Annotated in this window: 19 protein-coding genes; 12 read left to right on the top strand and 7 right to left on the bottom strand. The window is 72.5% G+C overall.

Annotated features, from left to right (window positions below):
• Nucleotide 1 precedes the first annotated feature (1 nt).
• From ACZ7OH_RS01400 to ACZ7OH_RS01380, 5 genes are all read left to right on the top strand, one after another.
• A complete protein-coding gene (locus ACZ7OH_RS01400) occupies nt 2–865 on the top strand; it encodes a carbohydrate ABC transporter permease (protein ID WP_470279059.1) in 864 nt (287 codons plus the stop codon).
• Nucleotides 866–896: 31 nt separating this feature from the next.
• Complete coding sequence (locus tag ACZ7OH_RS01395; RefSeq protein ID WP_470279058.1) at nt 897–2,234, top strand: ABC transporter substrate-binding protein; 1,338 nt, start codon at nt 897–899, stop codon at nt 2,232–2,234.
• On the top strand, nt 2,231–3,769 hold the full coding sequence (locus ACZ7OH_RS01390) for an alpha-N-arabinofuranosidase (protein ID WP_470279057.1): 1,539 nt from the start codon (nt 2,231–2,233) through the stop codon (nt 3,767–3,769). Before ACZ7OH_RS01395 ends, ACZ7OH_RS01390 begins: the two co-directional genes overlap by 4 nt.
• Nucleotides 3,762–5,510, top strand: coding sequence for a glycoside hydrolase family 35 protein (locus ACZ7OH_RS01385; RefSeq protein WP_470279056.1), 1,749 nt, complete (start codon nt 3,762–3,764; stop codon nt 5,508–5,510). The genes ACZ7OH_RS01390 and ACZ7OH_RS01385 overlap by 8 nt, the downstream gene beginning before the upstream one ends.
• Before the next feature lie 87 nt (nt 5,511–5,597).
• Nucleotides 5,598–7,505 carry a glycoside hydrolase gene (locus ACZ7OH_RS01380; RefSeq protein ID WP_470279055.1) on the top strand — a complete coding sequence of 636 codons (1,908 nt, stop codon included), beginning with the start codon at nt 5,598–5,600 and terminating at the stop codon, nt 7,503–7,505.
• A 95-nt stretch (nt 7,506–7,600) separates the two neighbouring features.
• On the opposite strand, the gene ACZ7OH_RS01375 is transcribed toward ACZ7OH_RS01380, so the two are convergent.
• The gene (locus ACZ7OH_RS01375; RefSeq protein ID WP_470279054.1) at nt 7,601–7,867 is read right to left on the bottom strand and encodes a hypothetical protein; all 267 of its coding nucleotides are present in this window, start codon (nt 7,865–7,867) and stop codon (nt 7,601–7,603) included.
• Nucleotides 7,868–8,466: 599 nt separating this feature from the next.
• On the opposite strand from ACZ7OH_RS01375, the gene ACZ7OH_RS01370 reads away from it, so the two are divergent.
• Nucleotides 8,467–9,186, top strand: a complete 720-nt coding sequence (locus ACZ7OH_RS01370; protein ID WP_470279557.1) for an ANTAR domain-containing response regulator — start codon at nt 8,467–8,469, stop codon at nt 9,184–9,186.
• Between the two features lie 45 nt (nt 9,187–9,231).
• Here ACZ7OH_RS01370 and ACZ7OH_RS01365 read toward each other — a convergent pair whose 3' ends face one another.
• From ACZ7OH_RS01365 to ACZ7OH_RS01355, 3 genes are all read right to left on the bottom strand, one after another.
• Nucleotides 9,232–10,185: an RNA polymerase subunit sigma-70 gene (locus ACZ7OH_RS01365; RefSeq protein ID WP_470279053.1), complete on the bottom strand. Its 954-nt coding sequence runs from the start codon at nt 10,183–10,185 to the stop codon at nt 9,232–9,234.
• Nucleotides 10,186–10,190: 5 nt separating this feature from the next.
• A complete protein-coding gene (locus tag ACZ7OH_RS01360; RefSeq protein ID WP_470279052.1) occupies nt 10,191–10,919 on the bottom strand; it encodes an SDR family oxidoreductase in 729 nt (242 codons plus the stop codon).
• Between the two features lie 77 nt (nt 10,920–10,996).
• Entirely contained in the window at nt 10,997–11,875 is an 879-nt protein-coding gene (locus ACZ7OH_RS01355; protein WP_470279051.1) for a MurR/RpiR family transcriptional regulator, read from the bottom strand.
• A gap of 130 nt (nt 11,876–12,005) precedes the next feature.
• Here ACZ7OH_RS01355 and ACZ7OH_RS01350 point away from each other — a divergent pair, with 130 nt between their 5' ends.
• The 4 genes from ACZ7OH_RS01350 (at nt 12,006) to ACZ7OH_RS01335 (ending at nt 17,484) form a co-directional block, all read left to right on the top strand.
• Nucleotides 12,006–13,397, top strand: a complete 1,392-nt coding sequence (locus tag ACZ7OH_RS01350; RefSeq protein ID WP_470279050.1) for an MFS transporter — start codon at nt 12,006–12,008, stop codon at nt 13,395–13,397.
• Entirely contained in the window at nt 13,394–13,828 is a 435-nt protein-coding gene (locus ACZ7OH_RS01345; RefSeq protein ID WP_470279049.1) for a GAF domain-containing protein, read from the top strand. The genes ACZ7OH_RS01350 and ACZ7OH_RS01345 overlap by 4 nt, the downstream gene beginning before the upstream one ends.
• Nucleotides 13,825–15,048, top strand: coding sequence for a metal-dependent hydrolase family protein (locus ACZ7OH_RS01340; RefSeq protein WP_470279048.1), 1,224 nt, complete (start codon nt 13,825–13,827; stop codon nt 15,046–15,048). Before ACZ7OH_RS01345 ends, ACZ7OH_RS01340 begins: the two co-directional genes overlap by 4 nt.
• A 96-nt stretch (nt 15,049–15,144) precedes the next feature.
• The gene (locus ACZ7OH_RS01335; protein WP_470279047.1) at nt 15,145–17,484 is read left to right on the top strand and encodes an ATP-binding protein; all 2,340 of its coding nucleotides are present in this window, start codon (nt 15,145–15,147) and stop codon (nt 17,482–17,484) included.
• 386 nt (nt 17,485–17,870) lie between these two features.
• Here the strand turns inward: ACZ7OH_RS01335 and ACZ7OH_RS01330 are convergent, their stop codons facing one another.
• Nucleotides 17,871–19,094: a hypothetical protein gene (locus ACZ7OH_RS01330; RefSeq protein ID WP_470279046.1), complete on the bottom strand. Its 1,224-nt coding sequence runs from the start codon at nt 19,092–19,094 to the stop codon at nt 17,871–17,873.
• A gap of 223 nt (nt 19,095–19,317) precedes the next feature.
• Here ACZ7OH_RS01330 and ACZ7OH_RS01325 point away from each other — a divergent pair, with 223 nt between their 5' ends.
• Nucleotides 19,318–22,359, top strand: a complete 3,042-nt coding sequence (locus ACZ7OH_RS01325) for an AfsR/SARP family transcriptional regulator (protein ID WP_470279045.1) — start codon at nt 19,318–19,320, stop codon at nt 22,357–22,359.
• Nucleotides 22,360–22,685: 326 nt separating this feature from the next.
• Nucleotides 22,686–23,012 carry a helix-turn-helix domain-containing protein gene (locus ACZ7OH_RS01320; RefSeq protein WP_470279044.1) on the top strand — a complete coding sequence of 109 codons (327 nt, stop codon included), beginning with the start codon at nt 22,686–22,688 and terminating at the stop codon, nt 23,010–23,012.
• A 534-nt stretch (nt 23,013–23,546) separates the two neighbouring features.
• On the opposite strand, the gene ACZ7OH_RS01315 is transcribed toward ACZ7OH_RS01320, so the two are convergent.
• Both ACZ7OH_RS01315 and ACZ7OH_RS01310 read right to left on the bottom strand, forming a co-directional pair.
• Complete coding sequence (locus tag ACZ7OH_RS01315; RefSeq protein ID WP_470279043.1) at nt 23,547–24,617, bottom strand: aldo/keto reductase; 1,071 nt, start codon at nt 24,615–24,617, stop codon at nt 23,547–23,549.
• 84 nt (nt 24,618–24,701) lie between these two features.
• Entirely contained in the window at nt 24,702–26,219 is a 1,518-nt protein-coding gene (locus tag ACZ7OH_RS01310; RefSeq protein ID WP_470279042.1) for a tannase/feruloyl esterase family alpha/beta hydrolase, read from the bottom strand.
• Between the last annotated feature and the right edge of the window lie 35 nt (nt 26,220–26,254).

Raw genomic sequence — 26,254 nt, 5'->3', positions numbered from 1 at the left:
CGTGGCGACCTTTTCGGTGACGCGGCCGCGCAAGTCCCGCGTCCTCACCGCGGTCATGGCGCTGTACCTGCTCTACACCCTGGTGCCGCTGGTCTGGCTGCTGATCAACGCGTCGAAAACCCAGGACGCCCTGTTCTCGACGTCGGGCCTGTCCCTCGGCGGCACCTTCGCGCTGTTCGACAACATCGGCCAGACGTTCACCTACAACGGCGGGATCTTCTTCCGCTGGCTCGGCAACACGCTGCTCTACGTCGTGGTCGGCGCCGGCGGCGCGACGGTCCTCGCCACCGCGGCGGGCTACGGCCTGGCCAAGTACCGCTTCCCGGGTCGCCGCGCGGTGTTCGCGGTAGTCCTCGGGGCCGTGGCCGTCCCCGCGACGGCGCTCGCCGTGCCGACGTTCCTGATGTTCAGCAAGCTCGGGCTGACCAACACACCGCTGGCCATCATCATCCCGTCGCTGATCAGCCCGTTCGGCCTCTACCTGATCTGGGTCTACGCCGCCGACGCGATCCCCGACGAGCTGCTGGAAGCGGCGCGGATCGACGGCGCGGGCGAGCTCCGGATCTTCCTCACCGTGACGCTGCGCCAGCTCGTCCCCGGGATCGTCACGGTCGCGCTGTTCACCATGGTGCAGACCTGGAACAACTACTTCCTCCCGCTGATCATGCTCAGCGAGCCCAAGTGGTACCCGCTGACCGTCGGGCTCAACCAGTGGAGCGCACAGGCCAACGGCGCCGGCGCCCAGCCGATCTTCAACCTCGTGCTCACGGGGTCGTTGCTCACGATCATCCCCCTCGTCCTCGCTTTCCTGCTCATGCAACGGTTCTGGCAGTCCGGGCTGAGCGCGGGCAGCGTCAAGCAATAGCCGCCGTCACACCGTCGTGAAGGGACACTCGATGTCACGCATCCGCAGTCGCGCCAAGGCGTTCGCCGCCGTGGCGCTCGCCGCCGCTCTCGCGGTCGGCTGCTCGTCCGGGAGCACGTCCGGCCCCGCCGCCGCCACCGGCACCCAGGACTCGGTCGACGCCGCGCTCAAGGCGGGCGGGACGATCACGTACTGGAGCTGGACCCCCTCGGCCAAGGACCAGGTCGCCGCGTTCGAGAAGGAATACCCGAACGTGCACGTCAACTACGTCAACGCCGGGACGAACAAGGACGAGTACACCAAGCTGCAGAACGCGATCAAGGCCGGCAACGGCGCGCCGGACGTGGCGCAGATCGAGTACTACGCGCTGCCGCAGTTCGCGCTGACCGATTCACTGGTCAACCTGGATCAATACGGCTTCGGTTCGTTCGAAAAGGACTACAGCGCCTCGACCTGGGCGCAGGTGAAGAACAGCACCGGGCTCTACGGCCTGCCGCAGGACTCCGGGCCGATGGCCCTGTTCTACAACAAGGAAGTCTTCGACAAGAACGGCATCGCCGTGCCGAAGACGTGGGACGAGTACCTCGCGGCGGCCAAGAAGCTGCACGCGGCCGACCCGACGAAGTTCATCGCCTCCGACACCGGCGACCCCGGGTTCGCGCTGAGCATGATCTGGCAGGCGGGCGGGCGCCCGTTCAGCGTCGACGGCAAGAACGTCAAGATCAACTTCGCGGACCCGGGCGTCAAGAAGTGGACCGCGAACTGGGACCAGCTGATCCAGGGCAAGCTGCTCGCCCCGGTCAAGGAGTGGTCCGACGACTGGTTCCGCGCCCTCGGTGACGGCACCATCTCGTCCCTGGTCACCGGCGCCTGGATGCCGGGCAACTTCATGTCCTCGGTGCCGGGCGGCAACGGGAAGTGGGCGGTGGCGCCGATGCCGACCTACGACGGGCAGCCGGTCACCGCGGAGAACGGCGGCAGCACCCAGTCCGTCGTCAAGCAGAGCGCCAATCCGGCGCTGGCCGCGGCGTTCGTGCGCTGGCTCAACCACGGCGGCGGCGTCCAGCCGTTCATCAAGAGCGGCGGGTTCCCGTCCACTACGGCCGACCTGACCTCGCCCGCGTTCGTCGACGAGGCCGTCCCGTACTTCGGCGGCCAGAAGATCAACCAGGTGCTGACCCAGGCGTCGAAGGACGTCGCGAAGGGCTGGACCTACCTGCCGTACCAGACCTACGCCAACAGCGTCTTCAGCGACACCGTCGGCAAGGCCTACCTGAACGGCACCGGGCTCGACGCCGGACTCGCCGCCTGGCAGCAGGCGCTCGTCGACTACGGCAACCAGCAGGGCTTCACGGTCAGCGCCGGATGACCGTCCACATCGAAGGCGACGCGGGTCAGGTCATCGGCCCGGTCCCGCGTCGCCTCTTCGGCTCGTTCGTCGAGCACATGGGCCGGTCCGTCTACACGGGACTGTTCGAGCCCGGTCACTCCACTTCGGACGATCGCGGGTTCCGCGGCGACGTGCTGGAGCTGGTCCGGGAGCTCGGGCCGAGCGTGCTCCGCTACCCCGGTGGCAACTTCGTCTCCGGCTACCGTTGGGAGGACGGCGTCGGCCCGGACCGGCCGGTCCGGCTCGACCCGGCCTGGCACAGCGTGGAGTCCAACCGCTTCGGCCTGCACGAATTCGCCGCGTGGGCCGAAGCCGCGGGGGCCGAGGTGATGTACGCCGTCAACCTCGGCACCCGCGGCATCCAAGAGGCCACCGACGTCCTGGAGTACTGCAACCACGCGGGCGGCACGGAGCTGAGCGAGCGGCGGCGCGCGAACGGCGCCGACCGCCCGTTCGGCTTCAAGCTGTGGTGCCTGGGCAACGAGATGGACGGCCCGTGGCAGATCGGCCACAAGACGGCCGAGGAGTACGGCCGCCTCGCCGCCGAGACCGCGCGGGTCATGCGGATGATCGACCCGGACGTCGAACTGGTCGTCGCCGGCAGCTCGCACGCGGACATGCCGACGTTCGGGTCGTGGGAACGCACGGTGCTGCGCCACACCGCCGAGCTCGTCGACCACATCTCGCTGCACGCCTACTACCAGGAGCTGCACGGCGACACCGACAGCTACCTGGCCAGCGGCGCCGCGCTCGACCGCTTCATCGGCACCACCGCGGGGATCATCGACGAGACGCTCGCCGAACTGGGCCTGGACAAGAAGATCGGGATCAGCGTCGACGAGTGGAACGTCTGGGACCTGCGCCGCTGGAACGAGGTCGACCAGGCGCGGCTCGCCGAGGGCGGCTGGCGGGAGCACCCGCGGATCATCGAGGACGACTACACCGTCACCGACGCGGTCGTCGTCGGCTCGCTGCTGAGCTCCTTGCTGCGCAACGTCAACCGCGTCACCATGGCGAACCAGGCGCAGCTGGTGAACGTGATCGCGCCGATCCGCACCGAGCCCGGCGGCCCGGCGTGGCGGCAGGCGACGTTCTTCCCGTTCCAGCGGGTGGCCGCGCTGGCGAGCGGGGCGAGCCTGCGCCTGTCCGTCGAGGGCGACCGGATCCGCACCGCGCAACACGGCGAAGTCGACCTCGTCGACGTCGCCGCGACGGCGGGGGAATCGGGGCGCGGGGCGGTGTTCCTCACCAACCGCGCCACGGCGTCGCCCACGGAAGTCCACATCCGCCTGCGCGGCGCGCGGTACGGCGTGTACGCCGCCGAAACGCTGACCACGCCCGACGGCGGGACGCGCCACACGACCAACACCGCCACCGCGCAACCGGTCCGGCCGGTGCCGTTGCCCGGCGCCGCCGCGACGTCCGACCCAGGGGGGACGACCATCACCGTGACACTGCCACCGCTGTCCTGGACCGTGCTCCAGCTGAGCCCGGAGGCGGCTCCGCATGCCTGAGTTCGCCATCGGGGAGACCGACTTCCTGCTCGACGGGCAGCCGTTCCGGATCCTTTCGGGTGCGCTGCACTACTTCCGCGTGCACCCGGACCTGTGGGCCGACCGGATCGACAAGGCCCGGCGGATGGGTCTCAACACCATCGAGACGTACGTCCCGTGGAACGCGCACGCCCCTTCGCCGGACGCGTTCGACCTGTCCGGCGGCCTCGACCTCGACCGCTTCCTGCGGCTCGTCGCCGAAGCCGGGATGTACGCGATCGTCCGGCCCGGCCCGTACATCTGCGCGGAGTGGGACAACGGCGGCCTGCCGGCGTGGCTGTTCCGCGACCCGGCGGTCGGGGTCCGCCGGTACGAGCCGCGGTACCTCGCGGCCGTGCGCGAATACCTGACGCGCGTCTACGAAGTCGTGGTGCCGCACCAGGTCGACCGCGGCGGGCCGGTGCTGCTCGTCCAGGTCGAGAACGAGTACGGCGCCTTCGGCGACGACAAGCAGTACCTGCGGGCGCTGGCCGACCACACGCGCGCGTCCGGGATCACCGTGCCACTGACCACAGTGGACCAGCCGGACATGCTCGAAGCCGGCAGCCTGGAAGGGTTGCACCGCACCGCGTCCTTCGGTTCCGGCGCGCGCGAGCGGCTCGCGATCCTGCGCGCGCACCAGCCGACCGGCCCGCTGATGTGCAGCGAGTTCTGGAACGGCTGGTTCGACCACTGGGGCGCGCACCACCACACGACGCCGGCCGCCGACGCCGCGGCGGAGCTCGACGCGCTGCTCGCCGCGGGCGCGTCGGTCAACCTGTACATGTTCCACGGCGGCACCAACTTCGGCCTCACCAACGGCGCGAACGACAAGGGCGTCTACCAGCCGCTGGTGACGTCCTACGACTACGACGCGCCGCTGGACGAAGCCGGCGACCCGACGCCGAAGTACCACGCGTTCCGGGACGTGATCGCGCGCTACCACAAGGTGCCGGACTCCGTCCCGCCCCCGGCCCGGCCCGCGCCGGCCGCGCACGCGGTCCTGCGCAACCCCGTCCGGCTGCTCGACGCCCCGGACCGCTGGGGCACCTGGGAGTTCCACGAGGAGCTGCCCGCGTTCGACGACCTGACGCCGATGCCGCGCCTGGCGCTGCTGCGCACGACCGTTGCCGGCGACCGGCCGGGCGTCCTGACCTTCGGCGAGGTCCGCGACCGCGCGACGGTGTTCTTCGACGGCGACCCGGTGGGCACGCTGCAGCGCGACCACCACGAGCGGGCGATCGCGCTGCCGCGGGCGCACGGCGAGCTGCTGGTGCTGGTCGAGGACCAGGGCCGCGTCGACTACGGCCCGCGCATCGGTGAGGCGAAGGGGATCATCGGCGGGGCGACGCTGCACGGCGAGCCGCTGACCGGCTGGGATGTGCTGCCCGTGGAGCTGGACGCGCTCCCGGAGCTGCGCCCGGCGGTGCCGTCGCTGGTCGCCGGCGCGGTGGCCGGGCCGGTGCTGCTGCGGGCTTCGGTGGACGTCGACGCGTCCGCGGACCTGTTCCTCGACACCGGCGAGTGGGGCAAGGGTCTCGTGTGGTTCAACGGGTTCCCGCTCGGCCGGTACTGGCGGCGCGGGCCGCAGCGGACGCTGTACGTCCCGCGCCCGGTCGTCCGCGCGGGCGGCAACGACCTCGTCGTGCTCGAACTGGGCACGATGCTCGACCCGGCGGCCCGGTTCGTGCCGCGGCCGCTGCTGGGCCACACGGAGGCCTGAGGAAGTCCCCACCGAACGAAGGGCAGTTCGACGATGAACCCGCGGCGTTTGCTGACCGTCCTTTGTGTACCGATAGTGGCAACGGGGGTGGCCGCGGCACCCGCTTCCGCGGCCACTGCCGTCACCGTGCGGCCCGATCCCACCTATCGCCAGCAGCCGTTCGAAGGCTGGGGCTCGAGCCTGGCGTGGATGGCCGAGGCGACCGGCGGCTACCCCGACTCCGTCCGGAACCGCTTGGCGGACCTGGTCTTCGGGCCCGACGGGTTGAACCTCAACATCGCGCGGTTCAACATCGGCGGCGGCAACGCCCCGGACGTCCCCGCGTACCTGCGTCCGGGCGGTGCGGTGCCCGGCTGGTGGAAGGCGCCCGCCGGGACGACCCGCGCCGACAAGGACTGGTGGACGCCGGGGGACCCGGCCGAGTTCGACAAGTCCGCGGACCCGAACCAGCGCTGGTGGGTCGACAAGATCAAGAGCCGCGTCACGAAGTGGGAGGCGTTCAGCAACTCGCCGCCGTACTTCCAGACGGTGTCGGGGTACGTCTCGGGCGGCTTCAACGCCACCGACGAGCAGCTGCGCCCGGACAAGATCGGCGACTTCACGGCGTACCTGGCGCAGGTCGTGCGCACGCTGGAACGGGCCCACGGCATCAAGTTCGCTTCGGTGGACCCGCTGAACGAGCCGAACACGAACTACTGGAAGACCACCCTCGGTGCCGACGGGAACCCGGCCGGCGGCCGCCAGGAAGGCGCACACATCGGGCCGGCCGTCCAGGCGCAGCTGATCCCGGCGATGGCCGCGGCGCTGCCCGGGAAGGTGGTCTCCGCGCCCGACGAGACCAACCCGGACATCTTCGCCGCGGACTGGGCGGGCTGGTCGGCCGAGGCGCGGGCGGCGGCGGGACGGCTGAACGTGCACACCTACGGCACCGGCAACCGGCCGATCCCGCGTGACCTCGCGAAGGGCGCGTCGAAGCCGTTGTGGATGAGCGAGGTCGGCGGCAGCTGGCTGGACCGGCAGGACTTCACCAGCATGGACCCCGGGCTCGGGCTGGCGTCCCAGATCACCGACGACCTGCGCCTGCTGGAGCCGAACGCGTGGGTCAGCTGGCAGCCGATCGAGGACTACGACAACATGAAGCCGGGCGGGGAGTCGGCGGCCGGGATGAACTGGGGCGAGATCCAGGTTCCGTTCGACTGCACCACTTCGGACTGTCCTATCCGGACCAATACGAAGTTCGACACCGTGCGGAACTTCACCCACTACATCCGTCCGGGTGACCGGCTGATCGCGTCGAACGACACCGCCTCGACGGCCGCGCTGCGCGGCGACGACCTGTCGTCGGTGGTCCACGTCAACTCGGGGACGGCGGAGCAGGACGTCACGCTCGACCTGTCCGGTTTCGGCTGCGTCCGGCCGGGTGCCTCGGTGACGCCGGTCGTCACCGACGTCACGGGCGCGCTGCGCCGCGGCAAGCCGGTGCGGGTGACGTCGGCGCGGGCGACGCTGCGGGTCCCGGCGCGGTCGGTGACGACGTTCCTGGTGAACGGCGTGTCGTCGACGGCCGCGGGCACGGGGCTGGGTTCCGGCAAGCCGTTCGCGTTCACCGGCGTGCAGAGCGGCAAGTCGCTGTCGGCGGAGAACGGCACGCTGGTCCAGCGCACGACGGACGCGTCGGCGGCCGCGCAGCGCTGGACGTTGACCGACCGCACCGGCCGCTACGGCAACCGCGACCGGTTCTCGATCACGTCGGCCGCGACGGGCGAGGTCCTGAGCACCTCGGGCGGCGCGGTGACGCTGGCCCCGCCGGGAACGCCGGACGCGTCGGCGCAGTGGACGCTGTCGACGACGGGCGACGGGACGTGGACGTTCGTCAACGCGGCGAGCGGTCAGCTGCTGGACGTCACGGGCGAGTCCCGCGACGACGGGGCCCGGATCGGGCTGTACCGGCCGACGAACGGGCCGAACCAGCGCTGGCAGGCCGTAGCCCGTTAGGGCTGTGGACAACCCCGGGCAGCCGCGCGCGGAGGGCGCCGATTCCGTCGGTGCCCTCCGCTAGCGTGGAAACCGGGGGCTGCTCAGCCGGGCCGTCAGTCCGCTGAGCCGTAGGGACGCTGCGACGCGCCCTTGTGGCCCTCGGCTTCACGGCCTTCGTCGGCCGCGATCTCCTCGGCCCCGCGGCGGCCGCTGTCGCTCGAGTCCGGAGCCATGTCGGTCGGGGACGTCGTCCCCTCGGACGCGACTCCGGAACCGCGTGAACCGCTCGCCTCCCGGGCCTTGTCGCCGGCCACGGCCGCCGTCGGGTCATCGCCCGAGACGTCCGGTGCCCAGCCGTGGTGGTTCTCCTGTTCGGCCATGACGGCCTCCTCACCTGCCCCCTGTGCCGGACGCGTACCCGGCGGAAGGGGCGACAAACCCGCGCCGGTGCGGTTCGCCCGCCCCGCCACCGGCACCGGGTGGCTCGTCTGCGGGGCGGCCTCGTCGCGCCCGGGTCGCGCGCAGTAAGTCGGCGGGCTCGCGCGGGCGCCGGTGCGGTTCACTCGCCGCGCCGCCCGGCACCCGGCCGGCTAGGCAGCCTCGCCGGGCCTGCTTCGCGCGTGCGCAGCGAGTCGGCCGGCTCGCGCGGGCGCCGGTGCGGTTCGCCCGCCGCGCGGCCGGCACCCGGCAGGCGGGCCGGCCCCGCCGACCCCGCGTCGCGCGCGCAGCGAGTCGGCCGGCTCGCGCGAGGTCGTGTCCGCCAACCGGGGGAACTCCGGCCGCCACCCGTCGCGTCCGTGATTCTCCCGGGCTGCGCGGCGCGGCCCTCGCCGAACCGCACGCGCGCGGCCGGTAGAGTTCTCCCGGACCCGTTGAAACGCCAGCGGTGGTCTCGGTTGACGCTGCTGGCGAGCTCTTTCCCATTGCTCGCCGCTTGACGCATGGGAAGGGGTGGATCTTGCCGACCACTGGCGACGCCATGGCGGAGCGGGTCGACGAGCTGAACGCCGTCCTGGCCGATCTCGTCGGGGTCCTCGAATCGGTCTCGGACACGCCAGGCTTGCTGGACGCGGTGTGCGGCGAAGCGGTCCGGGTGGTGCCCGACGCGGACTTGGCGAGCATCGTCGTGGTCCGCGACGGCGTGACGCAGACCGCGGCCTTCACCGACGAGCGAGCCCGGCGCATCGACGACGTTCAGTACGCGGCGGGCGACGGGCCCGGGCTGTTCGCGGCGCTCACGGGCGAGGTCGTGCGGGTCGCCGTCGGCGACACCGGCGACCGGTGGCCCGAGTTCGTCCTCGCGGCCAAGGAGCTCGGAGTGGGCAGCTACCTGGCCGTCCCGCTGCGCGTCGACGACACGCTCGTCGGCGCGATCACGCTGTTCGGCTTCGGCGCGCACGGCTACCACGAGTTCGACACGAAGGTGCTGCGGCTGTTCACGTTGTGCGTGGAGACGGTCCTGCGGCTGACCCGCCGCTACCGGGAGGCCCGCCGGCTCGCCGACGAGCTCCGCAACGCGATGGAGACGCGGGCGGTGATCGAGCAGGCCAAGGGCATGCTGATGCTCATCCACCGGGCGAGCGAGGACGCGGCGATGCAGCGCCTGATCGTCGAGTCGCAGCACACGAACACGAAGCTGCGCGACGTCGCGGCCCGCTTCACGAAGAGGATGAGCACGCCCGACAGCGGCCGCTCCTAGGTACGGCGTCCCGGCCGGAATCGCCGCCGGCCGGGACCCGCCGGATCATGGCCGCCCGGGCTCTCCGGTGAGCGTCGGGGCCGGGCCGAACACCGGGACCAGCGTGGCGTCGTTGAACGCCGTGATCCGCGCGATCCGCTCGCCGACCACCGTCAGCACCTGCACCCCGTGCGCGGCGAACCGGCCGTCGGCCGCCTTCTCGTACTCCAGCAGCGCCGGCTGGCCGTTCGCGCGCGTCGGCACCAAGCGCCAAGCCCCGGGCCGCAGCACGCGGTGGCTCAAGAACCCGGCCACCGCGTCCCGGCCGGTGAACCACGTCGGGATCGGCGGCATCTCCAGCTCGACGTCCGCGCGCAGCAACGTCACCAGCGCTCCCGCGTCGGCCCGGACGAACGCCTCCACGTAGCTGTCGAGCAACCGGCCTCGCCCGGCCGGCTCGGCCAGGTCCTCCTGCACCGGGCCCGCCTCGGCGAGCCGGCCGCGGGCCCGGCGCAGCGCGCTGTCGACCGCCGCCGGGGTCGTGCCGAGCATCTCGGCGACCTCGGCGGTGCCGAACGCCAGCACGTCCCGCAGGGTCAGCACCGCCCGCTGCCGGGCGGGCAGCAGCTGCAGCGCGGCGACGAACGCCAGCCGCACCCCGGCGCGCCCGGCCACGACCGCCGCCGGGTCGAGGAGCGCGTCGGGGATCGGCTGCAGCCACGGCACCGCCGGGTCCGCGGCCGCCACCGCGACCCGGTGGTCGTCGGCCGGCGCGCCCAGCCCCGACGGCAGCGGCCGCCGGGCCCGGGTTTCCAGCGCCGTCAGGCACGCCGTCGTGGCGATCTTGTACAGCCAGCGCCGCACCGACGAGCGGCCCTCGAACCCGCCGAACGCGCGCCACGCCCGCAGGTACGTCTCCTGCACGAGGTCCTCGGCGTCGTGGATCGAGCCGAGCAGGCGGTAGCAGTGCGCGAGCAGCTCGGGCCGGAACTGCTCGGTGCGCGCGGCGAAGTCGGTCATGGCAGTCAGAGCGTACGCAGGCCGCTGCCGCTGACCTGGTACTCCGCGGCGTCGCCGTCGATGACCTCGAGGACGGCCTTGGCGACCTGCTCGGGCGTCAGGACCGACTCCATCTTCGCGACGAACGCGTCGCGGTCGACGCCGGAGCGCGCGGCGTAGCCCTCGACGCCCACCGTGCCGAGGCCCGTGGTCGGCGTCAGCTGCGGCAGGATCGTGGCGAACCGGAGGCCGAGCCCGGCGCGTTCCGACTCCTCGGCGCCGTACGCGCGCAGGTACCGGATCGCGGCCTTCGCGCTCGCGTACCCACCGCTGAGCGGCGACCCGCCGAGGGCGGCCCCGCTCGACATCGAGACGACGACGCTGCCCTTTTCGAGCGGCTCCCGGAGTGCGGCGCGCGTCCAGGCGAAGACGTGCCGGGTGTCGACGTGCCAGTTGCGGCTGAAGGTGTCCCAGGTCTGTTCGTGCACGGGCGCCATGTGCGGCACGGCGCCCGCGTTGAGGACGAGCAGGCCCGGCCGGTGCTCGCGCAGGACGCTCACGGCGAGGGCGTCGTCGGTCGCGTCGGCGGCGACGGGGACGAACCGCGCGCCGAGCTCGTCGCGCACGGCGTCGAGCTGGCTCGAGGTGCGCGCGACGCCGACGACGGTGCGGCCGTCGGCGACGAGCGCGGCGGCGATGGCGCGCCCGAAGCCGCGGCCGGCCCCGGTGACGACAGCGGTGGATGGAGTGGACATGGGCTCTCCCGAGGTGGTCGATGCGGACCGGATCGAGACCACCGGGGGAGCGGAAAACCGTCGCTGAGTGACCCAGGTCACACGGACTTGGCGGACGGGCGGCGGTGCAGCAGGTCGAACCGCGACCACATCGCCTCCGCGGCCTCGATCGACTCGCTCGTCCGCGCCGGGTCCACCGCCGCGAGCTGGGCGACGATCGCCTGGACCAGCGCCATGCCCGCCGTGAGCGACGGGAAGAACGTCACGCCCTCGGCAGGCACCATCAGCACCTGCTCGACCGCGCCCGCCAGGGCCGGGCTGGCCGCGTCCGTCACGGCGAACACGCGCGCGCCGCGGCTCTTCGCCTCGTTCGCCGCCAGGACCGTGCTCTCGTACAAGCGCCAGAAGCTGATCGCCACCAGGACGTCGTCGGACGTCAGTTTCGCCGTCTGGTTGGCGAGTTCCGCGTCGCCCGCCGTCACCGCGTGGACGTCGTAGCCGGCGAGACGCGCGTTGTGCGCGAAGGCGATGCCGACCGCCGCGTAGCTGCCGTCGGCGATCACCAGCGTCCGGCGGGCTGCCGCGATCGCGCGGGCGACCTCGCGGATCACCTCTTCGTCGAACCGCCGGTTCAGCAGCGCCAGGCTGTCGAGGTCGCGGCGCAGCGACGCCGAGCCCGGCGAGTCGACGCCGCGGTGCTCCTCGGCGACCTGCGGCGCGCTCAGCGACGACATGTACCGGGCCCGCAGCTCCTGCTGCAACGCCGGCCAGCCGGCGAAGCCGAGCGCCTGCGCCGTGCGCGTCACGGTCGCGACGTTGACGCCGGCGAGCTGCGCCAGCTCGGCCGTCGAGCCGAAGGACGCCCGCCTCGGCTGGGAGACGAGGACCTCCAGCACCGCGGCCGACTTCGGCCGCAGCCCGCGCTCGGGCAGCCGGTCCCGCAGCCACGCCTCGAAACCGTCGTCGGTCTCCGCCACTCGTCCCTCCCTCGGGGTCGGGTGAACCGTAACGCAGGGGTGTCGACGTGCAATGAACATTGCAAAACTGCGAAAACGCAGTATACGTTGTCCGCACTCCCCGGCGCCCGGACACGGAAGGCGTTCCCCCATGACCCTGCTGGCACGACTGGATCGGCTGCCGCTCAGCCGGCCCCACTACAAACTGCTGCTCATCGGCGGGCTCGGCTACACCTTCGACGGCATGGACTCGGCGGTCGTCGCCTTCCTGCTGCCCAGTGCCAAGGCGGCGTGGGGACTCGACAACGGCCAGCTCGGCCTGATCGGCTCCGCGACGCCGTTCGGCTTCCTCTTCGGCGCGATCGCCGCCGGCCTGCTCGGCGACCGCATCGGCCGCAAGAAGGTCATGATGTACGCGCTGGCGTTCTACGCGCTGTTCTCGGTCATCGCGTCCTTCTCGCCCAACTACGAGGTGTTCCTCGGCGCCCGGGTGCTCGCGGGGGCGGGCGCCGGCGCCGAAAGCGCGATCATCGCGCCGTTCCTGTCCGAGTTCGTGCCGGCCAAGCGCCGCGGCTGGTTCGTCGGCGCGCTCGCCGGGTTCTTCTCCTTTGGGTTCGTCGCGGCCGCGCTGATCGGGCGGTTCGTCGTGCCGTCGTTCGACGAGGGCTGGCGGGTCGCGCAGCTGGTCACGGCGCTGCCGATCGTGATGCTGCTGTGGTGGCGGCGGTCGCTGCCCGAGTCGCCGCGGTTCCTGCTCGCGCAGGGACGGGTCACCGAAGCCGAAACCGTCGTCGCCAAGATGGAACGGGACGTCGAGAAGGCCACCCGCGCGGCGCTCCCGCCGGTGCCGCCCGCCGACGCCCAGCCGGCCACCGAGACGCCGAAGGTCAACCTCTTCAGCGCGCTGAAGTTCCTGTGGAGCCCCGCGATGCGGCGCCGGACGGCGGTGATCTGGGTCGTCTGGTTCGTGATCACGTTCTCCTACTACGGCTTCTTCTCGTGGATCCCGACGCTGCTCGTCGAACGCGGCATCACGGTCACCAAGAGCTTCGAGTTCTCGATCATCATCTACCTGGCCCAGGTGCCCGGGTACTTCTCCGCCGCGTGGCTGTCCGAACGGCTCGACCGCAAGCAGACCATCGCGCTGTACCTCGCGGGCTCCGCCGTGAGCGCGTTCTGGCTGAGCCAGACGAGCGCGCCGTGGTCGATCACGCTCGCCGGGGCGGTGCTGTCGTTCTTCCTCAACGGCACCTACGCCGGGGTGTACTCCTACACGCCCGAGGTCTTCCCGACCTGGATCCGCGCCAGCGGCACCGGCCTGTCCAGCGCGTTCGGCCGGGTCGGCAGCATCCTCGCGCCGACGATCATCGGCCTGTCCTCGGCGAGCCTCGGGTTCGCCGGCGTCTTCGGCATGACGACGGCGGTGCTGGCGGCCGGGGTGCTCTGCGTGCTCGTCTTCGGCCTGTCCACCGCGGGCCGGTCCCTGGAAGAACTGACCGAACACGGCGCGCCGAAGGCCGTCGCGAAGGAGATGACGAAGTGAGTCTGTCCACTGTGGAGGAACGGGTGCGCGACGCGATCGGCGTGCGGCTGTTCACCGTGCTCGCGTGGGTTCCCGAGCGCAACGCGCTGCGCCGCGTGCACAGCAGCCACCCCGCGGAGTACCCGGTGGGCGGGGAGAAGACGGTCGAGGTCGCCGCGGGCTGGCTGGAGAAGTGCATCGCCGCGCAGAAGCCGTACTTCGGGCCGGACCGCGCGGCGGTGCGCGAGATCTTCGCCGACCACGACCTGATCGAAGGCCTCGGCTGCGGCTCGATCATCAACGTGCCGGTGATCGCCGACGGCCGGACGCTCGGGGTGCTCAACATCCTCGACGCGGAAGGCAGCTACGACGACGATGCGGTGGTGGTGGCCGAATCGCTCGCGCCGCTGGCCGTGTCCGCCCTGCTCGACCTGGAGAAGGAGAACCGGTGACCGGATCCCTGCTGCTGCGCAACGCCCGGCTGCTCGACCCGCTGTCCGGCGAATACACCGAAGGTGACCTCCGGTGCGCTGACGGCCGCATCGTCGAGGTGGGGCCGGGTCTCGCCGCGGCCGACGTGCCTTCGATGGACGTCCGCGGCGCGGTCGTGCTGCCCGGGCTGGTCGACGCGCACGTGCACGTCACGGCGTCGACGGCCGACCTGGGCTTGCTTTCGTCGTCGTCACCGTCCTATGTGGCCGCTCAGGCCGCGCGGACGATGAGCCGGATGCTCGACCGCGGGTTCACCACGGTCCGCGACGCCTCGGGCGCCGACTACGGGCTGGCCGACGCCCAGGCGGACGGGCTGTTCCGCGGTCCGCGGCTGCTGTTCTGCGGGCGCGCGCTGAGCCAGACGGGTGGCCACGGCGACAGCCGCACCCGCGGCACGCACGTCAAGGACGACCACCCGTGCTGCGCGGGGCTGGGCCGGGTGGCCGACGGCGTCGACGCGGTCCGCGCGGCCGCCCGCGACGAGCTGCGCAAGGGCGCCCACCACATCAAGGTGATGGCCTCGGGCGGCGTCGCGTCCCCGACCGACCGCATCGACTCGACGCAGTACTCGGCGGAAGAGCTGGGCGCGATCGTCGAGGAGGCGTCGGCGACCAACCGGTACGTGGCGGCGCACGCGTACACCGCCCGGGCGGTCAACCGCGCGCTGGAACTGGGCGTCCGGTCGATCGAGCACGGCAACCTGCTGGACGACCGGAGTGTTTCGCTGTTCCTCTCCCAGGACGCTTACCTGGTCCCGACGCTGGTGACGTACTGGGCGTTGAAGGAGGAGGGCCGCGAGCACGGCCTCCCGGAAGCGAGCTGGCGCAAGGTCGACGAGGTCCTGGGCGCGGGCCTGGCGGCCCTGGATCGAGCGGCCCGCGGCGGCGTGAAGCTGGTCTACGGAACGGACCTCCTGGGCGGCATGCACCGCCACCAGAACCACGAGTTCCGCCTGCGCGGCGAAGTCCAGCCACCGTTGGAGGTCATCCGTTCGGCGACGTCGACAGCGGCCGACCTGCTGAACCTGACGGGTGAAATCGGGACCTTGGCCGTGGGCGCGCACGCGGACCTGCTGGTGGTGGACGGAGATCCCCTGGCGGACATCGGCGTTTTGGCCGAGCCGAAGCACTTCCGCCACATCATCCAGGGCGGCGAGGTGGTCTCCGGCACGGCCGTCTGAGATCCGCGCTGTCGGGCAATTCACGTACCGGCCCACTGACTTTTCCGTGCGCACCCTGTAGACAGGGAAGTTCCGGGTACGTCGGGGGGTGTTCGGGTGAACGGCGTCAGCGAGGGTGGGCGCGGGGCGGCGACGGGGGCGGACGGCCACGACGCCGCCCGCTCGCCGGGGACGGCGCGGTTGCCGGGCGTACCGTCCCAGCACGGTGCGGTCGACCCGGAGCCCACCGGCGCGGTGCCGGGTGCCGAGAGGTGGGGTCGGCGCGGTGCTGCCGACCCGGAGCGCGGCGGCGCGGTGGGGCAGGGCCGGCGCGAGGCCGGTGACCCGGAGGCCGCCGCCGCGGTGGGGCCTGGCTGGCGCGAGGCTGGCGACCCGGAGCGCGCCGCTGCGGTGGGGCAGAGTCGGCGCGAGGCTGATGACCCGGAGCCCGCCGCAGTGCCGGGCAGCCCTCGCCAGCTGCCCCCTCCACCGGCGCACTTCGTCAGCCGCGTCGACGAACTCTCGAACCTCGACGCCCTCACGGACTCCGGCGGCGGTTCTCGCGCGCAGGTGGTCGTCGTGGTCGGGCCGGGCGGGGTGGGGAAGACCGCGCTGGCCGTGACCTGGGCGTCCGGCCACGCCCACCGCTACCCCGACGGGCAGCTCTACACCGACCTGCGCGGCTTCTCCCCGGACACCGCGGTGGCCCCGGAAGAGGTGCTCGGCGTCTTCCTGCGCGCGCTGGGCGTCGCGCCGGAACGGGTGCCGGCCGGGCTGGCCGAGCAGGTCGGGCTCTACCGGACGGTGACCGCCGAGCGCCGGTTGCTGGTGGTGCTGGACAACGCCGTGTCGACCGCCCAGGTGCGTTCGCTGATCCCGGCGTCGGCCGGATGCGCGGTGGTGGTGACGAGCCGGCTGCGCCTGGACGGGCTGCTCGCCGACGGCGCCCGGTTCGTGGACGTGGCCCCGCTGCCGCGCGAAGACGCGATCGCGTTGCTCACCCGGACGGTCGGGCCGAGCCGCGCCGACGCGGAGCCCACTGCGGTGGCGGAGCTGGCAGACCTGTGCGGCCGGTTCCCGATCACGTTGCGGGTGGCGGCGGCCCGGCTGGCCGCCCGGCCGCGCTGGCCGGTGTCGCGGGTGGTGGCGCAGCTGCGCGACGAGCGTTCGCGGCTCGCCACGCTGTCCCGGCTGGCGGGCGCGGAGGATTCGGCGACGGCGGCGTTCGACTGGTCCTACCGCGAGCTGCCGGAGCACGCGGCGGTGCTGTACCGGTTGACGGCGGAGGTCCCGGTGCCGGAGTTCACCGCGGAGCTGGCGGCCGCGGTCACCGGCCTGCGGGAGCACGACGTCGGCGACGCGCTGGAAGTGCTGGTCGACGCGAGCCTGCTCGAGGAGGCCGACCTCGACCGCTACCGCTTCCACGACCTGGTCCGGCTGCACGCGCGCGCCCAGCGGGACGAAGACCGGTTCGAAGCGGTGCCCCGCGCCGCCCGGTGGTACGTGCGGGAGCTGACGCGGGCGAACCTGGTCGTGATCCCGTCGCGCTGGCGCGTGAGCCCGGTCGCCGAGGAGGTGCGGGCCGAGCCGGCGCCCTTCGCCGACGACGGCGCGGCCCTGGACTGGCTGGCCGGCGAGCTGCCGAACGTGCTGCCGCTGCTGGAGGAAGCGGTGGCCGACCGGCACGACGAGGTCGCGTGGCAGCTCTGCGAAGCGTTGTGGGAGCTGCTGCTGTACCGCAAGCACTATCCGGAGTGGCTGCGCTCGCACGAGCTGGGCATCACCGCGGCCCAGCGTTGCCGCGACCGGGTGGCCGAATCACGGCTGCGGTGCCAGCTCGGGCGTGCCCACTTGGACCTCGGGCAGCTGGAACCGGCCGAGCGCGAGACGCGGTGGGCGGCAGATCTCGCGCGCGAGGCGCGGGACCGGCGGAACGAGTCCGCGGCGCTGGAACAGCTGGGAATGGTGGCGCAGGGCCGCGGGGACGTCGACGCGGCGGTGGTGCTGTTCGCCGACAGCCTGCGCATCGAGGAGGAGCTGGGCATCGAACGCGGCGTGGCGGCGCGGCACCGCCGGATCGGCGAGGCGTTGCTGCAGGCCGGTCGCGAGGCCGGCGCGGCGCGGCACCTGGAAATGGCATCGCGGCTGTTCGAGGAGCTCGGCGACGACAAGGGCGCGGCCCGGGTGGCGCTCGGGCTCGCCCGGATCGACGCGCGATCCGGGCGGCCCGAGGCGGCGGTCCGCCGGCTGGAGCGGGCGCGGTCGGTGCTGCGCCGGTCGGGATCAGCGGTGTACGAGGCGGAGGTGCTGCTGGCGCTGGCCGAAGTCACCGAGACCGATGACCAAGCCCGCGCCTACCTCACCGCGGCGGTCGAGCTGCTGGCCGACGTCGGCGGAGCATCGCTGGACCGTGCCCGGGCGGCGCTCGAGGCGGCGGATGGCGGCGAGGGCGGCTAATCGCCGTCCGGTGCTCAGCCAGAGACAGGTGGCGGCCGCGGCGAGTTCGCCGTCGCCGGAGCGGACGAGCGTGGTGTCGCCGGTGCGGTCGCGGAGAAGCAGGTAGGACGCGCCGATCGGGACGGCGGCCACCGTCAGCCCGGGCAGCTCGTCGAAGAGGGCGGCCAGCGCGACTCGGGAGGGGCGGGCTTCGGTGAGGACCGCGTCGGCGAGCGAAAGCCTGCCGGTCACCAGTGTGCCGCGCGTACCGGCGACCGCTGTGCCGCAACAGTGTTCCCTGTCGGCGTGGCGCGGGCGGGCCTCGGCGAGCGAGACCCGGCCGATCCGCGCGCCGGTAACCACCGTGCTGCGCCGCCCTCCCCAACTGCAGCACCAGCGCGTGAGGCTCATGCCGGCACCGGCTTCGGCAGCGGCACCGGCGAAACCGGCACCGCGCGGGCCGGCTCCGGCAGCCCCAGCAACCGGTAGCAAGTCCGGCGCAGGATGTGCCCCGCCCGCCCGGGCCGGGACGTGAGCAGCTCCCGCACCATCCTCGGCAGCCCCACGGCGTCGCGCGCTTCGGCCGCCGCGCGCAGCTGTGGCGGCAACGGCTCCTCGGGCTGCCACCGAGGAGCGTGCCGGGCCAGAACCTCGCTCGGCGTCCCCGGCAGCAACGGCCGATCCTGGCTTTCGGCGAGCAGGATCGCCGCGCCCGCCGCGGCGCCGTAGCCCGTCACCGAGCCGTAGTCGCCGAGCACGTGGTCGGCCGCAGCCAATGCCGCACGCCACCCCTCGTCCGGCGGGACGAGTGTCAAACCTTCTCGGACGGCGTCGGCGAGCCACGTCCCGACCTGCCAAGCCCCGTGGTGGGCCCAGATCTGCGGGTGCAGCGCGCCGACGACGTGGTAGCGGTCGCGGGGCAGCCGGGCCAGCACGCGGTCGAACAGGTCCGGGTGGCGGCCGAACGCCGACTGCGGCGACCAGGTGGTCGAGACCACGACGACCTCCTGCCCCGCGGTGGCGCCGAGGGCCTGCCGGTACCGGTCGCGGAACGGCAGGCTGGCGGTGAGGCGGTCGAGCGCGATGTCGCCGGCGACGACCGCCGCGGGCAGCGCCGCCGGGCAGACCTCCGCGAGGAGCTCGTGCTCGCGGTCGTGGACCAGGACGATCGCGTCGGCGCGGACGCGCCCTTCGCGCATCAGCTGGTCGGCGCCGAGCCCCGTCTGCGGCCGGTGGGGCCGCGTGGTGGCCGGCGGCCGCCACGGCCGGTACTGCCCGAAGCCGCCGCCGTGCGGCACCAGCACGGCCGGCGCCCTCAGGTCGTCGAGACCGCGGGTGCTGCCGGCGAGCACGAGGTCGACGTCGGCGCGGCGCGCCTGGGCCCAGGGGAGCACCGCGCCGCCGTGCGCGCGGAGGAAGTCGTGCGTGGCCGGCCAGCCGTCGCCGTCCTCGGGGTCGGTGAACACGACCTGGACCCGGTGGTCGGCTTCGAACAGCGGCAGCAGGTCCAGCAACCGGGTGCCGGCCACGATGTGCGGCACGAGCACCAGCACGGATTTCGTGCCGCGCCGGGTCGCGAAGTGCGCGTCGGCGGCTCCGATGGGGCTGCGTACCCAGGTGCTCTCGGCCATCGCGGTCCTCCTGAAGTCGTGTCCAGTTGTTGTCACGAATGTCGGGGACGCCGTTGAGAAATGGCTTTCGGCCTGTGCTTTCACTGCTTGACAATGGATCAACAATGATCGTCAACGCGCTTTCGCCGGTGCTCTGACGTGGTTCTTCGGTGCGATCAATGGGAAGGTGATCGAGGAGGAGCGGGCGGTGGACGGCGTGCACCGTGGGGGAAGGGGGGGCGGCGTGGAATTGGTGTTCGGAATTCTCGGGCAAACGGCTTTGCTGCTGCACGGGAAAGTGGATGTGAAGTGGGCCCAGCCCCGGTCGAGGCAGGTTCTCGCCGCTTTGCTGACGTGGCCGAACCACCGGTTCTCCGTCGACGACGTCGTCGAATGGGTGTGGGCCGACGACGAGAGCGTGCCCCGCGGAGCGCTCGCGACCCTGCACCAGAACGCCGCGCACCTGCGGCACGCGTTGCAGGCGAAGGGGATCGACGCGCGGGTCGGCGTCGGCAAGACCGGCTGCGTGGTCGAGATCGACCCCGGGCTGGTGGACCACGTCGCGTTCGCCCGCCTGCTGGCGCCCGCGCGGCAGCTGCGGGACCAGGGCGACCACCACCGCGCCCACGTCGAAGCGCAGGCGGCGATGCGGTTGTGGCGTGACGAACCGCTTTCCGACTTGCGGACGCGGCGGGCCGCGGACTGGCGCGCGCAGTGGCTGCGCAGCCAGTGGCTCCCGGCGAACGCGTTGCTGGTCGCCGAACTGCTCGCCGTCGGGCAGGCCGACGTCGCGCTCGGCAGGCTGATGGAGCTCGAACAGGCCCACCCGCTGGAGCTGAGCCTCGCGAAGCTGCGGATCCGCGCCCTGGCCGCGGCGGAGCGCCCCGGCGAGGTGACCGAGTTCTACCTGACGATGCGCCGGCAGTACCTCGAAGCGGGCGAGCTGCGGGCCGCGGACGAACTGCGCGCGGTGCACGAGGAGGTGCTCGCCGGCGGCGGAGCTTTCCCGCGCCAGGTGGTGAAAATCCCCGCCGTGGCGGAACCCGAAGGCTCGCCCGTGTGGCACGTCCCGCCGGACTGCGACGAGCTTGAGGGCCGCGACGGACTGCTCGCGGAGCTCGACGCGTTCACCTCCGACTCGAGCGGCGCGCCCCGCCCGGGCGTGGCCGTGGTGACCGGCGGCCCGGGCGTCGGCAAGTCGACAGCGGTGGTGCGGTGGGCGCACCGGGCGCGGCGGCGGTTCCGCCACGGCGTGGTGCTGCTGGACCTGCGCGGGGACAGCCAGGCGACGGCCGCGGACGGCGGCGAGGTCGTCGACACGCTGTTGTCGCTGCTGGACTTCCCGGTCGACCAGGTGGTGAACCCCGTTGCGCGGGCGGCGAAACTCGAGGCGCTGCTGCGGCGGCGTCCGCTGGCGGTGGTGCTCGACAACGTCCGCAGCCGCGAGCAGGTCGCCCCGCTGCTGGGCGTGCTCGCCCCGTGCACGGTGCTGGTGGTGTCGCGGTGGCGGCTGCCGTCGCTGGCCGCGACGGTGTCCCCGCCGGTGGTCACCGTGCAGCCCTTGGCCGTCGCGGACGCGACGTCGATGCTGGAGCGCCGGATCGGCCGGCGCGCGCGGGACGACCGCCGGGGCGTCGCGGAACTGGTGCGGCTGTGCCGGGGCAACCCGCTCGCGCTGACCCTGGTGGCCGACCGGGCGCTGGCGCGCACGGGCATGGTCTTGCCGACGCTGGCCCGGCTCCTGCGCGACGCCGACTTGCTGCTGGACCTCGGGCACGAGGGCGACTGGCCGCAACGCAGCCTGCGCGCGGCCTTCACCGTGTCCTACCAGGCCTTGGCGCCGGACGAGCGGCGTGCGCTCGCCGTGGTCGGGCTGCACCCCGGGGCCGAGGTGACGGCCGAAGCCATCGCGGCGGCGGACGGGCGGCCGCTGCCGGCGGTGCGCCGCTCGCTCGACGTCCTGGTCGCGGCGCACCTGCTCGAGCACCCCGGCGACCTCGACCGCTACCGCGTCCACGACCTCCTGCACGCCTACGCCGCCTCGGTCGCGGCGCAGCTGGACGACGTCGACGCGGTGCGGCGCCGGCTGTTCGAGTTCTACCTGCTGATGGCCCGCGACGCGCACCGCCTGGTGTTCCCGCACAAACCGCCGCCACCGCTGCCGGCCACGACGCTGGCGTGGGCGGGCGCCGGTTTCGCCGGCGCGGCAGCGGCCCGGCAGTGGGTGATCCGGGAGAAGAGCCTGCTGGCCGAGGTCGTCACCGGCGCCGCCGCGGTCGGGCTGCACGAAATCGCCTACCACCTCCCGGCGCTGTTCGCGGAGCTGTTCGTGGCGAAGGGGTACTTCGCCGACGCGATCAGCTGCCTGACGACCGCGGTCGGCAGCGTCGAAGCGGCGCTCGCCGAGGCCGGCGGCGACCAGGCGCGGCTGCGGCAGCTGCTGGGGTCGCACCTGAACGACCTCGGCGTCGTCCTGATGCACCGCGGGGAGGAGAAGCAGGCGGAACAGCACCTCCGGCGGGCGCTGGAGCTGGCGGAGGCGGACGGCTTCCCGCTGGGCCGGATCGCTTCGACGCTGAACCTGGCCAGGTGGCACCTGCGGTCCGGCCGCGCGACGGAGGCCGCGGTGCTGGGCCGGCTGGCCCTGGAGGTGGCCTACGAGCTGGGCGAGCCGTCGTTGTGCGCGGTCGCCGCGCACCGGCTCGCGAACGCGCTGGTGGCGGCGGGCGGGTTCGAGCCGGAGGCGGCGCAGCTGTACGCCGAGGCCCTGGCCGACCTGCGCGACACCGCCGACGTGACGACGCGGCTGGAGATCCACACCGCGTGGGCGTCCCTGCTGACCGACCAGGGCCGGCTGACCGAGGCCGACGACCAGTGCCGGCGCGCCTCGGAGCTGACGTCGGCGAGCCTGAGCCTGCCGTCGGTGATGAAGCTGAACACGGTCCTGGCCCGGCTGCGGCACGAACAGGGCAACGCGCGGGCGGCGCTGTGGTACGCGTACCGGGCCGTCGAATTGGCCGACCGCACCGGCCACGCGACCGGGCAGGCCAGGGCGTTGTCGGCGCTGGCGGCGATCCTGCGCGAGCGCGAGAACCGGGCGGACGCGCGGGCGCTGTGGCTGCAGGCGGCGGAGCTCTACCGGGGCCGGGAGCGTGGCATGCGGGTGGCTGAGCTTGGTGAGTTGATCGCCGAGCTCGACGCGGAAGAGCCGGCCATCCCGGTCGCGCGCGACGGCGAGCGCGACACAGTGGCGATGCTTCCGCCGCCGTTGCAGCAAGAGCGGTGATCCGGGAATCCCACTCGGCGGGATCGGGGTTTGCGCCGCGGCGGCGATGATCCGGGGCGTGACTGTCTACAGTGGAGGATTCACCCCCTGTGACTTCGGTGTCTACCGGCCGGAACACCGAAGCTGGGGGTCGTGTCGTCCGTTACAGAATCCCCGACCCGCGTCATCATTCCCGGCCGCGGTCGTTCCACCAGGGCAGCGAGGGGAGCGGCCATGAGCAGGGAGCGACCGGAGCACCACACTCGCGGCGGTTTACGCGCCCGCCGCGATGCCGTTCGCTGGGTACGCAGGGTGTGCTCACCCGGACCAGCGGGGCGGTTGATCTCGTGAGCGAGGACCACAGAGCCGAGCCCGTGCCCGACGACGTGGTGCGGGAGCTGGTGGAGCACTACGCGGCCGGGGAGACGATCGAAGGGCTGGTCGCGCGGTACCCGTACAGCTACCGCAAGATCCGGACGGCGTTGCTCGACGCCGGGGTCACGTTGCGGCCGCCGCGCATCCCGCTGCCGCCGACCCCGCCCGGCCTCGTCAACGCCTACCTCGACGGGCGCTCGATCCGCCAGCTCGCGACTACGTACGGCATGTCGTACAACCAGACCCGGAACGTCCTGCTCGCCGAGGGGGTCGAACTCCGCCGGCGCGGTCAGCCTTGACGCTCGCCGGGCTCCGCGAGAACCGCGAAGCCCGGGCGCCGTGCGGTCGCCGATCAGGCGGCGCCGCTCATGATGATCCACCACAGGGGCAGCAAAGCGTGCATCAAGGACTCCTCCTCACATCGGTCGGGGACCGCTCGCCGCGCACCTTCGCCGCGCGGATCAGGTAAAATCTTTGCTCGCGCGGGTCCGCTGGGGTGGATGCGGGTGGGCTCTCTTTAGGCGGTCACACTTTGGTGTTGCGAGCACCGTACTCGCGACGGATGGGGTCCCATCAACCGGGTGGGCTATTCGTCGGTGAACCCGTTCGTGGAATGTGTGTCCAGGGTCTGAGCAGGATAAATACGCTGCGAATTCAACGGGTAGCGGCGGCGTGGTCGCTCCACTGTAGAGCTTCGCCGACCCGTCGATCCCTGCCTCCGCAGAGGATCCCGCTCGGACAGAGCAATGCGGCCACCCGTCCGGGTGGCCGCATTTCCATCATGTCCTCGGTCGCCGACAAAAAGCGAGAAATCTTCACTCGAAAGAGTGGAGCTACCAGTTTCGCACCGCGGGCGCGTACCCCGCCGGCTTGTCGCCCACCTTCGTTTCCGGTGTCACGATCCAGTTCTGGTACTGCGCCGTGAACATCCGGTACACCGACGCCGGCGGGAGCGCGCTCGCCTCGTCCAAGATCGCGCGCAGCTCGGGCGGGATCTCGAAGTCCAGCGCCGCCATGCTCGCTTCCAGCTGGCCCGCGCTGCTCGCGCCCACGATCGCCGATGCCATGCCCGGCTGCGTGGCCACCCAGTTGATCGCCACCTGGGCCATCGTCACGCCCAGCTGGCCCGCCACCTCTTCCAGTGGCTTGAGCAGCTGCCAGTCGCGCTCGGTCCAGGGTTGCTCAGAGGGATCCGAGAAGCGGCCCGAACCGCCGTCGCGGTACTTGCCCGTCAGGAAGCCTCCCGCCAGCGGGCTCCACGCCGTGACGCCGAGGCCGAGCTCCTGCCCCATCGGGATGTGCTCGGTCTCGATCTGGCGCTGCACCAACGAATACGGCAGCTGCAGGTTGATCATCGGGCTGAGCGAGTTCGCCTCGGCGACGCTCTGCGCGCGAGCCGCGTACCACGCCGGCACGTCGGACAGGCCCGCGTACCGGATCTTGCCCGCCCGGACGAGGTCGTCGAGCGTGCGCACGACCTCCTCCACCGGCGTGAGCCGATCCCACGTGTGCAGCAGGAACAAGTCGACGTAGCCGGTGCCCAGCCGGCGCAGCGACGCCTCGAGCGCGCGGATCAGGTGCTTGCGGCCGTTGCCGCCCGCGTTGGGGTCGCCGGGGTCGACGCTGTTGGTGAACTTGGTGGTCAGGACCACCCGGTCGCGCAAGTTCGCTTCGGCGATCAGGCGGCCGAGGATCGTCTCGCTTTCGCCGGCGGTGTAGAAGTCCGCCGTGTCGACGAAGTTGCCGCCCTCGTCGAGGTACTTGCGGAAGATCGGGCGGGCCTCGTCTTCGGTCTTCCCGTAGGCGGCGTGGAAGCCGCCGGTGCCGAAGTTCATGGTGCCGAGCGCGAGCCTGCTGACGCGCAGTCCGGACCGGCCGAGGAGGTAGTACTGGTCGAGTGCCATGACTTCAGCGTGCCGAGCCGTTTTTGGACCCGCAAGTCCAATCGCCGTGGGTGCCGGAGGGAGGCCGGCACCCACGGCGGGGACTCAGCGGCAGCGGTAGCTCGACGCCACGGCGGGGTCACCGTGGCCGTCGTAGCGCGAGACCGACGGGTACGGGCACAGGTTCCGGGTCTTGCCGTCCGCCGAAGCGGCCGTCAGGGTGGCCGGGGCCTTGCCGTGCTCGACCCAGTCGACCAGCTGCCCGAGCGCGTTCGTCGGCTCCGGGCCGCCACCGCCGAAGCAGTGCTCGACGCCCGGCGCCGAGAACAGCCGGTAGAAGTCGTTCACCCGGTGCGCGCCACCCATGGTCCGCTCCACTTCACGGCGGTAGGACAGCGTGCCGCCCGGCGGGATCAGCTGGTCGTTCGCGCCCACGAACGTGATCAGCTTGCCGCCGGCGCGGCGGAAGGCCGACAGGTCCGGGTCGGACGTGCCGATGACGTCGTCGTACTCCCGCACCGACTGGCGGAACACGTCGGCGAACTGGGCGTAAGTCAGCTTCGACGTGTCGAAATCAGCCTGCTTCTCCACGAACGACTGCACCCACTTGACGGCCACCGGGAAGCCGGGCGCGACGAGCGTGCCGTCGGGGCCGGGCGTCGTGCCGGCCAGCCAGGTGAAGTCCGCGCCCTTGGGCAGGCCGGACCACAGCTTGCGGCCGCGCTCGTCGGTCGGGCCGGCCCAGATCTTGCGCATGACCTCGGCGTCCGCCGCCGTGACGGTGAACTCCCGGCCGTCGCAGACGACCTTCGTCCCGACGAGGCTGCGCGGGTCGTAGCCGCACTCGTCCGGCCGGTCGACGATGCCGTTGGTGACGCCGTCACGCGCGTCGCACGCCTGGACCGCGGCGGTCCGGAACGCCGAAAGCACGCAGGTGCTGGGGAAGTCGTGGCTCTGGTTCATGACGATCTGCGGCCAGAGCGTCGCGACGGCGAACTGCGTCCAGTCGACGGCCGGGGCGTTGGCGAGGATGCCGTCGAAGTCGTCGGCGTAGTTCTGAGCCTCGGAGTAGCCCTGGCGGCCGCCGGTCGAGCAGCCGGTCCAGTACGAGTACGTCACCGGGCGGTGGTAGTACCGCTGCGTGACGGCCTTGCCGATCAGCGTCTCTTCGTGCACCGAACGGGTGGCGAAGTTGGTCAGGAGCGTCTGGTCGACCTTGCCTGGCGCGGTCAGCGCCCACGACGTGTCGAGCCCGTCGAGGGACACGCCGGCGTCGGTCGTGACGCCGGCGTAGCCGTCCTTGACGGCCTGGGCGAGCCCGTCGAAGTTGCCGGCGGCGTAGGCACTGCCGCCGAGGGCCTGCAGGCGTCCGGTCCAGCCGGTGTCGGGCAGGGCCACGGCGACCTTGACGTGGTCGCGGCCGGAGTGGGTCAGGGTGACGGTGAGCTGGCAGTAGGCGGCCTTGCGGTCCGCCTGTACCGACTCGATCTTCGCGCCGGCCGGCGCCTCGACCGGCACGGCGGCGCAGACCGGCGTCGCGGCCGACGCGCTCGGGGCGAGCGGGACCAGGCCGGTCAGCAGGAGCGGCACGGCGGCCGCCAAGAACTTGGGGATGCGTCTCATCGGTTCCTCGGGTCGCTTGCGTGGACGCTGCGACG

Source organism: Amycolatopsis sp. NPDC114478 (genome assembly GCF_055633805.1).
This window is presented reverse-complemented; position numbering and strand designations above follow the sequence as displayed.